Annotated in this window: 11 protein-coding genes; 2 read left to right on the top strand and 9 right to left on the bottom strand. The window is 40.2% G+C overall.

Translation table 11 applies throughout. From position 1 onward, the window contains the following. Positions 1-16: 16 nt before the first annotated feature. The 6 genes from KJS52_RS10000 to KJS52_RS09975 all read right to left on the bottom strand — a co-directional run bounded on the left by KJS52_RS10000 (position 17) and on the right by KJS52_RS09975 (position 6,130). Positions 17-901, bottom strand: a complete 885-nt coding sequence (locus KJS52_RS10000; protein WP_213514623.1) for a carbohydrate ABC transporter permease — start codon at positions 899-901, stop codon at positions 17-19. Positions 902-952: 51 nt separating this feature from the next. Beyond that, the gene (locus KJS52_RS09995; protein ID WP_213514622.1) at positions 953-1,924 is read right to left on the bottom strand and encodes an ABC transporter permease; all 972 of its coding nucleotides are present in this window, start codon (positions 1,922-1,924) and stop codon (positions 953-955) included. A 308-nt stretch (positions 1,925-2,232) separates the two neighbouring features. Continuing rightward, positions 2,233-2,679, bottom strand: a complete 447-nt coding sequence (locus tag KJS52_RS09990) for a sensor histidine kinase (protein ID WP_213514621.1) — start codon at positions 2,677-2,679, stop codon at positions 2,233-2,235. Positions 2,680-2,897: 218 nt separating this feature from the next. Continuing rightward, positions 2,898-4,376, bottom strand: coding sequence for an aldehyde dehydrogenase family protein (locus KJS52_RS09985; RefSeq protein ID WP_213514620.1), 1,479 nt, complete (start codon positions 4,374-4,376; stop codon positions 2,898-2,900). 229 nt (positions 4,377-4,605) lie between these two features. After that, positions 4,606-5,562 (bottom strand): hypothetical protein, encoded by a 957-nt coding sequence (locus tag KJS52_RS09980; RefSeq protein WP_213514619.1) that lies wholly within the window; start codon positions 5,560-5,562, stop codon positions 4,606-4,608. Positions 5,563-5,578: 16 nt separating this feature from the next. Beyond that, positions 5,579-6,130, bottom strand: a complete 552-nt coding sequence (locus KJS52_RS09975) for a sigma-70 family RNA polymerase sigma factor (protein ID WP_213514618.1) — start codon at positions 6,128-6,130, stop codon at positions 5,579-5,581. A gap of 351 nt (positions 6,131-6,481) precedes the next feature. Between KJS52_RS09975 and KJS52_RS09970 the strand changes: the two genes are divergently transcribed. Next, a complete protein-coding gene (locus KJS52_RS09970) occupies positions 6,482-6,811 on the top strand; it encodes a PadR family transcriptional regulator (RefSeq protein WP_213514617.1) in 330 nt (109 codons plus the stop codon). Beyond that, positions 6,811-7,488, top strand: coding sequence for a DUF1129 family protein (locus KJS52_RS09965; RefSeq protein ID WP_213514616.1), 678 nt, complete (start codon positions 6,811-6,813; stop codon positions 7,486-7,488). Before KJS52_RS09970 ends, KJS52_RS09965 begins: the two co-directional genes overlap by 1 nt. 242 nt (positions 7,489-7,730) lie before the next feature. Here the strand turns inward: KJS52_RS09965 and KJS52_RS09960 are convergent, their stop codons facing one another. The 3 genes from KJS52_RS09960 to KJS52_RS09950 form a co-directional block, all read right to left on the bottom strand. Beyond that, positions 7,731-8,195: a hypothetical protein gene (locus tag KJS52_RS09960; protein ID WP_213514615.1), complete on the bottom strand. Its 465-nt coding sequence runs from the start codon at positions 8,193-8,195 to the stop codon at positions 7,731-7,733. Positions 8,196-8,435: 240 nt separating this feature from the next. Further along, positions 8,436-10,187: an ABC transporter ATP-binding protein gene (locus KJS52_RS09955; protein ID WP_213514614.1), complete on the bottom strand. Its 1,752-nt coding sequence runs from the start codon at positions 10,185-10,187 to the stop codon at positions 8,436-8,438. Beyond that, positions 10,187-11,950 (bottom strand): ATP-binding cassette domain-containing protein, encoded by a 1,764-nt coding sequence (locus KJS52_RS09950; protein ID WP_213514613.1) that lies wholly within the window; start codon positions 11,948-11,950, stop codon positions 10,187-10,189. Before KJS52_RS09950 ends, KJS52_RS09955 begins: the two co-directional genes overlap by 1 nt. Between the last annotated feature and the right edge of the window lie 215 nt (positions 11,951-12,165).

Below are 12,165 nucleotides of genomic sequence, written 5' to 3'. Positions count from 1 at the left end.
AATTATCGCAATTCCGTTAGCCCTTCACTGAGCCAATTAAAACCCCTTTGGCAAAATGCTTCTGAAGGAACGGATATACGAGCAAAATAGGAATGGTACCGATGACGATAACGGCCATCTTGATCGATTGGTCTGGCGGCTTGACGAAGCTGGGATCCATGCTGCTTAAATCTCCCGCTGCGGCTTGGGACAGCATAACAATTTGCCGCAGCATAACCTGCAAAGGCCACTTCTCAGGATCATTAATATAAAGCAGCGCGCTGAAAAAATTGTTCCAATGACCAACGGCATAAAAAAGCGCGAACGTTGCAAGCACCGGCTTGGACAGCGGCAAAACAATTCTCCACAGCAATCCGAGTTCCGTACAGCCGTCTATCCGGGCAGCTTCCTCCAGCTCGGGTGGAAGCTCCTGAAAGAAGTTTTTCACAATTATGAGATTAAAAGCGCTGATCGCTCCCGGAATAATGAGCGCCCACAGACTGTCTAGCAAATTTAATTCCCGTACAACGAGAAAGGTAGGAATCATCCCGCCGCCAAACAGCATGGAGAAGATGACAAGATTCAGAATTAAATTGCGCCCGGGAAGCACTCTGCGAGCAAGAGGATAAGCCATTGTGACCGTAAAAACAAGATTAAAAAGTGTACCGACAACCGTAACATAAACAGAAACCCATACGCTCCGAAGAATAATATTGGTAGAAAAAATATATTCATAGGCTGCCGTAGTAAAGGTTTTGGGAATAAGGAACACGGCTCGCTCCGTCAGCTCTGCGTCGCTGGCAAACGATCCCGCAATAATGTAGATAAAGGGCAGGATCGCAACCAGGCCATACAAGCTCAAAAACAAATAATTGCTTACATCAAACAAAGTGCCGGGCAGCGTTCTATATTTTTTTGACACGGTACAATCTCCTTTCTTCTAGGGCGTATCTGAAAGATCCGAAGACACGCTCTAATACAAGCCGGATTGGCCAAAGCGTTTGGCCAGCCAGTTGGCGCCCATAACAAGAATGAGTCCTACAATGGACTTGAATAATCCGACAGCCGTACTATAGCTGAATGCTCCCTGTGTTATGCCGACCATATACACATATGTATCAAAAACTTCAGCCACACTGCGGTTAAGCGGATTCAAAAGCAAATAAATCTGCTCAAATCCATTGTCCAGCACGTCTCCCATGCGAAGAATCAACAAAATAATAATCGTGCTTCGGATAGAGGGCAGCGTAATATGCCAGGTTTGTCTCCAGCGATTGGCCCCGTCCATAATCGCCGCTTCATATTGCTCAGGATCCACTCCAGCCAGCGCTGCCAAAAAAATGATCGTGCCCCAGCCGCACTCCTTCCAGATCGTCTGAATAATAATAAGCGGTCGAAACCAGTCCGGGCTGGTCAGAAAGTCGATCTTCTCTCCTGTTTGCTGGTAAATCAACTCATTGACTATTCCGTTTTCCGTTGTAAGCAGCACATAGGTCAAGCTGGCCACAATAACCATCGATATAAAGTGAGGCACATAGACCAGCGTTTGAATCGTTCGCTTAAACAAGGCAATGCGAATCTCATTGAGCAGCAGCGCCAACAGAATAGGAGCCGGGAAGAAAAATATTAGATTATAAAGCGACAGGAGCAATGTATTGACCAATAGCATGTCAAACTCCGGATTAGTGAAAAAAACGCGGAAATGCTCTAGGCCTACCCATTCGCTTTGAAAGAAGCCGAGGAAAGGCTGATAATCCTTAAAAGCAAGCAAAACTCCCCACATTGGAACATATTTAAAGATTATAAAATAAAGCAATCCCGGCGCCAGTAAAACGTACATCCATCTTTCCCGATACAGCCGCTTCAACAAGTGCTTTCTTTTATTTCTGCCTCCACCTGCTGTGGTTGCTGCTTGAACAGCTCCCTGTGCAATCGCCTGCTTCATATTTCGTACACTTCACATTTCATACCCCAAACACCTCACAGTAGATTTAAGAAAGTAAAATTTAAGTGCAGCGCTGCCTTGTAGCCTTATTATTCAGCAGCTGCCGATTTCCGGCAACAAGACATTTTCCAATTTCCTCCCATTGGACTTTAGCGAAAATGTGCTATTGCCGCAAAAAAATCTGATAGCACAAAATAAAAAATGGAGCCAGCTTTCGGCTCCATTGGTGTCACTACAGAACAGGGAGAGTGATCTCAAAAGTGATTTTGTCAGCGAATACGTTTGCCTTTATGTCTCCCTTCATCGACTTAATAATAGTTTTGGCAATATAGGCCAAGCCCCAAATGTCCCTGAGCGTCTAAACTCTCTTCCGTATAAAACCGCTCAAATATCTTTTCGGTTTTACTTGCGTCAAGCACAACTCCATCGTTTTCCACACGCAAGCAAAAGCTTTGATTGTTAACCTCTGCTGAAATGGATAACAAATTCTTTGTATAGCGATAGCAGTTGCTAAGAATATTTTGGATCGCCCTCTCAAGCTGGTAAAAATCAATACACATAGTAGCAGTATTTTTGACATGAATCGTATTATTTAATTCAGGAGAAAAACCGCGTGCTAGACATTCACTTTTAATACTTTTGAAAAGGCCAACTGTCCAGTCATAACAATTTAAATTATTTACCAGTGTTTTGTGCTTGATTTGCTTTGTAATTCCCTTTAGTTCCAGAACCGGAAAGTTTGTTTTTTCTGTCATTTGATTGCCTCCTATGTTTTGTTTGCTTACAATTTATCAAATGAAAATAAAGTTACCTGTTAGCTAAAATAAAGTTTTGATAAACTATGTTTGGCTCGAAGTCGGCGCTTCGCGCTTAATTAGTGCTTCTTGACGCATAAAAAAGGGCCTAACGTTTAGTCAGGCCCTTGGGATAGCTTGTATTTTTCCGCGTACACTTTGATGCTGCTTCGCTTGCACTATTCAGGGATGTAAGGCAGCTCAAGCGTTTTCGGGATATTGATTACATGTGTCTCTACATAAGATTTTAAGCCTTCTTCTCCATACTCTCTTCCTACCCCGGATTGCTTCACTCCGCCAAAAGGGAACCGCACATCCAGCCCTTGAACAGCTGCTGTATTAATCATTGTCGTTCCCGCTTCAATTCGCCGAGCAACCTTTATGGCATGTTCTTCTTCTCCCCAAACCGAGCTTGTCAGCCCATAAATGCTTTCATTATGCAACTCGATGACCTGCTCCTCATCATCAAAGGGCAAAATCGGGACTGTAGGGCCAAATTGCTCTTCAACGACTATCGGATCATGCGGGTCAGCTCCTAATACTAAGGTCGGCTGCAGGAAGTAGCCGTTGTCCATTAACTCGGGGCTAATGATTTTCCCTAGCTCAATGACTTTCGCTCCTTTGCTTCTCGCATCCTCTACGAGGCTTTTTACGTATTGCACCTGGTTTTTATTGTTAACAGGGCCGACTGTCACATCGGGATGAAACGGATCGCCTACTCGAATCCATTTATTAGCTGCCTCAATATATTTTTCTACAAATGCGTCATAGATTGAGCGATGGACATAAACCCGCTTGGCAATCATACAAATTTGCCCTGCAGTTAAAAAGTTCGAGATGACCATTCTTCTTAAGGCGCGTTCGTCGTTTACATCGAAATCCTCTAAGACAATAGCTGCATCATTGCCGCCAAGCTCCAGAGTCATCTTTTTAATCGTATCCGAGGCAGCCTTCATAATGCTTTTGGCCGTCTTCGTTCCTCCAGTAAATGCGATTTTAGCTACTTTCGGATTGGCTGTAAGCTCGACGCCAACTTCTGATTCACCATGCACAAGATTGAGAACGCCTGGCGGAAATTCGTTGGCAATTATCTCAATGACCAGACTTACCGCAAGCGGGGCAAATGGGCTCGGCTTAACGACCATAGTATTCCCTGTTAGAAGAGCAGGCGCAATTTTGATTGTTGATAAAGAGATCGGGTAGTTCCAAGGAGTAATGGCCGAGACGACGCCAATTGGGTCGAACGTAATAATCGTTCTGCCGTTTTCATGCTCCTTTTCTTGAGGGGCAATTACTTTTTTCACGTGTTCGCAGGCGAATTCCATCCACATTAGCGAAATTGCAATTTCACCCTGTGAATCATATAGCGCCTTTCCATGCTCTCTCGACAATAGATGAGCTATTTCTGGAGTCGCATCCTTAATCTTTTGAATAGCCCGCTGCATGCGTGCAATGCGGTCATCTACATCGCTCCAGGCCCAGCTTTTAAATGCATCATAAGCGGCCTCTATTGCTCGAACGGCATCCTCCTTTGTATTAAGCGGTGCATAGCCGACAATTTCGTCAGGATGCGTAGGGTTTTCACGAGGGGAATTCTTTTCTGCAACAACCTTCTCACCATTGATAATCGCATGCACGGTTATCGGATTATTTTCCATAATCAATCCTCCGGATATTGTTTGGTATTTTTAGTATGGATTGGATGGAAAAGAATATGCATCATAATGCCCTTCTTAAACAAGGCGAGATCTCGGATAATGATTGACCTCCTATTCGCAAAAAAGCTGCCGGCATAATCGGCAGCTTTTTTGCGAATGGCTATAGAGATAGTTGCAGGTAGTTGCTTAAGTCTGCACCTATTGGGGGCGACTCGCTAGTTGAACAACGTTAAGGCAAGCTTCTTACAGCCTCAAGCAGCTTTTCCTTCGTCATATTTAATGAATCGGATTCTACATTATAAATAATCGTCTTGCCATCCTTCTCTTCCATCCACATTACGTTTTGCAGTACACCGCTATCCCCTAACAACGCTTGATTATTTTTAGTATAGTGCGCCTTTTTGCCGTTTAGATTATATTCCTCATATTCCGTACTGGTGGAGGTGAAACCTTCTATTTTTACTACTTCATCGTGGACTTCCAAAGTTAGATGAATAGCTTCCCCATTTTCAGCACGATAGACAGATATATACGAGGGTATACTCGAATTGGTCGTAAGCTCTGTTAATCGCCAAATTGGCTGATCATTATTGCTTACCTTTTTCTCAGCTTCCATCTCTGCAATAAGATCATTTTGATCTAAACCAATAATAGGATAGTTGTTAATTGCACCCGCTTCAAATTGAAAGGCTCCTTCAAGTATCGAATCAGGCAACTGCTCCGTTATTCCTTGCTCATCCAAAACAAGCTGCCATTCATGTTTATTAGAGATGTAATCAGGCTTAGTCACAGGATAAAGCGGAAATTCTTTAAGCGCTTCAGGCAGGTATACAATCGCCGCTTCTCCTGGCTTGAGTTGAGACTGTACTTGTTTAATTGCAGCACGTGCTTCCTCGAAGGTTTCCTGCTTCAAGTCATATGCTTCACTGGAGTAAAATTCGTAAGAAAGAAAGTTCGTAGAATCTGAAAATAAAAACTTGCTTCCATACGCAAATCCGCATAGCAGCACTACAACCAAAGCAATTGCCGCGATTTTCGACATTTTCCCTTTTCTTTTCAACTGAACCGTTTTCCCCATCACCATCTGTTCATATTCCTCCTTAATTCGAATATCCAGCGAAGGAGGGCAATGCAGTGAAGACTCGCTATGCTTGAATGCTTTGCTTAATTGTTCCTCAATAGACATAATCCTTCCGCTCCTTTCAGCCTTGGACTTCTTCAAATTGACGGCGTAATTGCTTCAAGGCATAGTGATGTCTTGATTTCACCGTACCTAATGGAATCTCTAACAATGCAGCAATTTCTTCCATCGAGCAATCCTGATAATACCTGAGCACAATTATCTCCCTTGCCTTAAGTGGAAGCTTTCTTAAGATTGGAAGAAGCTCCAGCTGATCACCCACCGCGGAAAGCTCGGCTTCTGCTTTTCGATCAGGCGAAACATCTGCCAGCAGCTTCACCTTTTCTACAATCCGATACAGCCTCCAGCTTTTTCTTTTCCAGTTTCTCACTTGCCTTACAATCAAGCCATTAAACCATGCGGTAAAAGGCTGCTCCGGTCGGTATTTGTCGGCGCTTTTCAGCAATTCGATGTAAACCTCACTCATGATGTCTGCCGCATCCTCCTTGCTGGAAGATAGATAGCAGATAAGTCTATAGGCATGCTCACGCGTCTCTTCATATACCGTCCGAAAAGCCTCCTCATCCCCTTGGCTCATCCGGATAAGCCAAGGGCTCCAATCAATGTTTTTCATAGGACCGGCCCTCCAATCAGGTGTTACATAAACTATTGGCTCGTTTTATCGAAAAGGTTCAATTAAAATTTCAATGACATTAAATTTGCGTCAATTCCCTTGTTAACGTCCATTTAAGTAATCGGCTTTACGTAATGTAAAAGTTTGGTTATCGGCTCATTCTTGAAATAGCTATAGCATTATGATAAGATGTACTCAAGCTACTTTGCTACGCAAGGTAGCTAATAAAAGCCCAGCTATATTGTTACGCAAGATACCTATTAAAGCTTTAGCTATATTATTTTGCAAAATACCAGCGAAAGCTAATATTTTTTTACATCACTATATTGTAACGCAAGGTAGGTGTGAAGATTGTCATTACGAAGTGAACTATTAAAAGGGATACTGGAAGGCTGCATCCTCGCCGTCATATCCAACGAAACGATATATGGCTATGAGCTAACAATGAAGCTGCATGCGATGCGAATTGAAGTAAGCGAAGGATCGATCTACCCGATTTTACTTCGGCTGCAAAAGGAGAAACTGATTGTAGGAGAAATGAAAAAATCGCCCAGCGGGCCAAACAGAAAATACTACACCTTGACGGCCGAAGGCGAGGCTGCGCTGCAGGAATTTATCAAGCATTGGAATAATCTAAAAGGTCCTGTGGACGAATTGCTATCAAAAGGAGGAAGAACATAATGCGTACAGAAGAACTAATCCAGGAAAATAATCGCAAACGCGAGCTGCTGAACGAGGAAAATGAAAAGTACTACAGTGGCTTGTTGATCTATATTAGAACATCATTTAATAAATCCGAGCAGGAAACAGAAGAAATATTAATGGAAGTGCTCGATCACCTTCTTGAAGCACAAGCAGAAGGAAGAACGGCTGAAGAAGTATTTGGACATGATCCAAAAGCGTATGCTCAGGAAATTGTCGGCGAGCTGCCAACAGCTTTGCCTAAGGAAATCATCAAGCTGCTGTTCATGTCTGGCTCGACCTTTCTCGGTGTCTTTGCCTTTACTTCCGGGCTGCTGGCAACCATACTTAGCTATGGCTTTAACATTGGTGAACCTGTTTATCATTTCAAATTAGGGAGCCTGGCAGTAGGCGTAGCCGCTTCCCTGCTCGCTGTGTACCTTTTCGTCTATTTGTTGTTAAATTACATTCGCAGGGCTGCTTTTCGTGAAGTCAATAAAAGAAAAGAGCTGATTTCAGCGTTCCTGATTGGGGGAGGATCATGTGGCTTGTTCGTAGCCGGCCTTTATTTCATGCCTTCGTTTGGAGTCTCCATCGACATTCCCGTATACTGGTTGATCCCGTCAGGAGCAGTATTGTATGGAATCGGGAAATGGCTGGAGAAGAAGAAAAGTTAGTTTAGGGGCTTGCAAAAATCAGGCGCACGAACTTCGTGACAGACGAATATGAGATGATGCTGTTAAAAATATAATTATAAGTGCAAAAAAGATAAAAAGTGATCTCTCGAATTTCGGGAGGTCTCTTTTTATCTATCTATTATTCCAATAATCTGAAGTTGTTCAAGAGGGTCATACAGATCTCATTTTAGCAAATATTATATCCCTTCAATATGATTATTATTATTTGAGGATAAACGTAATTATTTTTCAATAACTAAGCAACAACTGCCATCAAGAAAAAACTCTAAATCGTTATAACTTAACTCATCCCTCTTTATTCTTCTATACTTTATTGGTTGCTCTTCGTACCCATCCCAAATTGACCACAACTCAATCTCAATATATTTTGGAAGATTTAGTATATAATCAAAAGTTTGGTGTATAAAATTAGTTTTTAGCCTTGCCTCTATTATGTAGACGTGCTCTAAGGTAATATATTTTTTAAAACCATTTGGAAGGTTACTGCATTTACTAATACTCAAATTATTAAAAAGATTTTCATTATCAATAAATAATAACTCACTTTCTTCATTTAACCCCTTGCTCGTTTCAGTTTCTTGTTGATCATTAACCTGAGACGCATCTTTGACTTTAATTAGTCTAGCTCCAGTTCGAACAATTTCCGGTAAACTATTCTGAGAAGCTATGAATGTAATTTCACTCATGTTTTTCTCCTTAACATTTAATTGCGCTGCTAATAAACTTCTCTCATCATACCACTTTCACTAACGGATTTAGTTATGAACTCAAAAAAAGAAGACACCTTGGAGCAATTTTCATCACTCATAGATATCTTCATCTTACACAATGTGGGCAAGGGCTCAAGCCCTCTCCCGATACAAGATCAAGAATAACCATTTCATCTCCCAATTCTGCAGCCATAATATTGCTTGAAATCGTATACATTAATTCGCCTCCAATCTCTTTTTATCACGGTAATAATTTAGATAAGGCATTGCCTGCACATTAAAAAAATTATGGTACAAGCCTTCCTGCTTCATTAACTGCTGATGAGTACCGACTTCCGTTATGCCGCCCTCACTCACAACCAAAATTTGATCTGCTAGCAGCGTGGCGGTTAATCTATGCGAGACCAATATAATCGTTCTATCACTGTATTTATCAATTACACTCGTATACAATTCGATTTCAGCAAGAGGATCAAGTGACGCGGTAGGTTCATCTAATATGATAATGCCGTTCTCTTTAATAAATGTTCTCGCCAACCCTAGTCTTTGCCACTGACCTCCTGAGATATTGATTCCACCCAAATCCACATCAAGCAAGGTATCAAGCCCCGATTCTATTGCAAAATCTCCCTTTGCAGCCTTTAATGCTTTATAGATTTGTTCATCCGATACATGATTCTCTGTTCCAATTGCTACATTGTCCCTGATTGTTTCCTCCAATTTAATAAAATTTTGAAAAAAAGCGCTGCCTTGGGGAACTTTACAGCGTTCGTCAAATTCAACCATCCCCTCAGAAGGATCAAGTAATCCGGTAATGAGTTTAACCAAAGTAGACTTTCCTGATCCGTTCTCTCCAACAATGCAAACAACATCGCCTTTATTAAGCTTGAAGTTTACATTGCTCAAAATATTTTTTTGATCCGGGTAAGCGAAGGAAATATTGCTACCCTTAATAAATTGGGGCTCAGTTGCTCTATGTAGTACATGCTTTGCCGTGGGTGTATGTTCATCCATAAAAGCAATAACTTTACGGAATAACCCTAAACTATGCTGCAATTGTGTGAAGGTCTCAACCGCACTAAAAATTCGCGGAATAAGATAGTACATGGAACCGAACAAAATAACTAGCTGGCTTAAACTAATTTGATTAGTGAACATAACGATTAAAACTACCAGAACAGGACTTACATGCCAAAAGGTACTTAATAGATGATTCAAAGATTGTAGCTTAATCTCCTCTTTCGTTTTTATTTTCCTGAAAGCTCGAAATTTGTTAAGCCAAATGTTTTTAATCCAGCCATAATACCCCATTATGTTCATTTCAATAAAACCTTGTCTTGAAAAGATATCATTCTCTAGTGCGCTAATTATATTCTGCTCTCTTATATGTCCAAATAACACCCGATCCCGATAAATGTTATTAGCCTTAATTTGAAGCGGAAACACAAATATCAGCAAAATGAGTACTATAAGCGGTGCAACAATACTTACGCTCATTAAATTAATGGTTATAAAAATAACAGTAAGTAAAATAATCAGGCTTTCTATCATTAATACAATCATATTACTTATTTGCCCAGGAGAGAGTGCATTTTGTACAGCTGTAAAGCTATCATTGAACTTTGGCTGCAATCGTGTATTCAAGGAAGTTTTTGCTACCTTTTGGATAACCTCTTCCTCAAGTTTATGTGCAAAATCCAGCTTGAGCTTTAACTGTGCTTTATTCTTGCAATACGCCGAGAAGTGCTGCGCAAAATAAGTAAACAGATATATCACTAAAAAGAGCGCAACGTCTGACTTGACTCCACTAATCAATTGCATTACGAGATAGCCTAGTATGCTGACCTGTACAACAGGAATGGCGGAGTCTACAATTGCAATAATAAGTATTAGGCTAATTAATCCCTTTTTTTTGTTTATTAACTCTCTAATTTGACCAGTAAACAGTCTTTTAGGTTCCTGCTCCATTACTCTACCTCACTTAATTGTTTATAAATCTGTCCTTGTGATTCAAACATCTCCTTAAATAAGCCTTCTATCTGTAGCAGTTGTTGTGGCGAACCATCTTGTACGATCCTACCCTGATTTAATACGATGACTCTATCAAATTGGAGTGTAATCCCCATCCTATGTGTCGTTAATATGACAATTCTGTCTCGTGTTTGGCGAAGCAGCATAGTTACAACTTCCTGTTCTGCCATCGGGTCCAATGACGCAGTTGGTTCATCAAGGATCAAAATTCCTTTGCCTAATAGCCCCTTTAGAATACCCAGCTTTTGAATTTGACCGCCTGATAGCTCAACACCGCCTAAATGACCACCGTATAACTGGTCATAATCGTAATCTTTGAACATCGCATCGATCATAGCGTAATCAATCTCACGACCGACTTTCAAATTATCCATAATTGAAATTCCTTTATATAAATGAGTACTTTGAAACACGGGAGAAAACAAGCTCGCTCTTTCCTCTGGGCTAAGCTGATGAGGATGAAGTCCATTTATTTGCACCGTTCCTGCAGTTGGCTCTAGTAATCCCATCATGCAATGATATAACGTGGTTTTCCCTGCTCCATTAGGACCGACGATCGCAATTTTTTCACCTGATGAAAGCCTTAATGTGATATCGTCAAGAACCAATTTGCTTCCGTTCTGAAAACGATAGGATAAATTATTTATTTGCAAATCTCTATCATCCTTTTTATCTGCCTCCAGCTCTGATGCAGTAAGATGTTTCGAGTTACTTCTCTCGTTTGTCTGACTAACAATATAGTCCTTAAACATCCTGTACTGATTGCTCTGAAACCCAATCATTTGAATTTGTGAAAATAGATTCTCACAGCTCATGATTATTAAAACAGCTGCAGTCACTATTAAAAATAAATCCCCTGGATTAGCAATTATTTCCTGTGATAATACTACATTAGCAATATATATCGTGATAAGGGATGCTAACAGTATTCCGAGCAGTAGACTTAGATTAAATTGTTTAACTCCTGCTTTATAGTCTCTTTGATTGATTTCAGACATATGCTGATTCCATTTGCCAAACATAAACTTGGAAGATTTGTTCATAAGAATTTCAGAAACAATACTAGTATTTAATAGCAGACCTTTATAGTAACGTGACTTTATTGCATTGTAGGAATTGATCCAATCAAGTATCAGTGAAGACCTGTTAATATAGCCTCTTATAATGGATATAGGTATGACAAAAATAATCAATAGTACGATAAGCATTACATTGTTTAACAAGGATACCGTCGCTAACAGCACTATTACTTTAATTAAGCTTGAAATTAATCCGCTTATTATTACAAAAAATCCTTCCACACAGTTGTTTAAGCCATACCTTATTAGGTTAAACCTTTGCTGGAAATCAAATGTGTCATGTTCGCTCAGCTTATGCTTTATAAAATTATCCAGTACAATTAGTTTAGATTTTTCCTCATTGGCTGAATTATTTAATGCGATTACAAGAGCTAAAATCCAATTAACAACAGCGGAGATAGCAACTAATATAAATAATAACTTCAAATAAGACAGCATATCTTCACGATTATTAGAATTATTAAATTGATTTATAATATCTTTAGTAGCATTTAAAATCCACACCTCAAAAACCGGGACAACAATACTTAATAAAATAAGAGCTAGGACAAGCCAGCTTTTATAGCCTTTAATAAAGTTGTAATACTGTAATAGATGACGCCAATTTCCCTTTGTTAACACTTATGTTTAACTCCTCTATTATTTTTTCAAATATGCTTGTATTGACATTTCAGTGTAACCGATGGAATCATCCCCATAAACAAATTTATCTGCGTACTAACACTTTATAGGTATTTCAACATTTCTGTAATTTCTACTTTGATTGAAGGGACATGATGAATTATTTATGTAGGTCAACATAATTGCGCATAGTGAGTATTCTAAAGAGAGGAAAG

This window comes from Paenibacillus montaniterrae (genome assembly GCF_018403185.1).
GTDB classification, from domain to species: Bacteria; Bacillota; Bacilli; order Paenibacillales; family Paenibacillaceae; genus Pristimantibacillus; species Pristimantibacillus montaniterrae.
The sequence above is the reverse complement of the archived record's forward strand: the minus strand, read 5'-3'. Positions and strand labels throughout refer to the sequence as shown.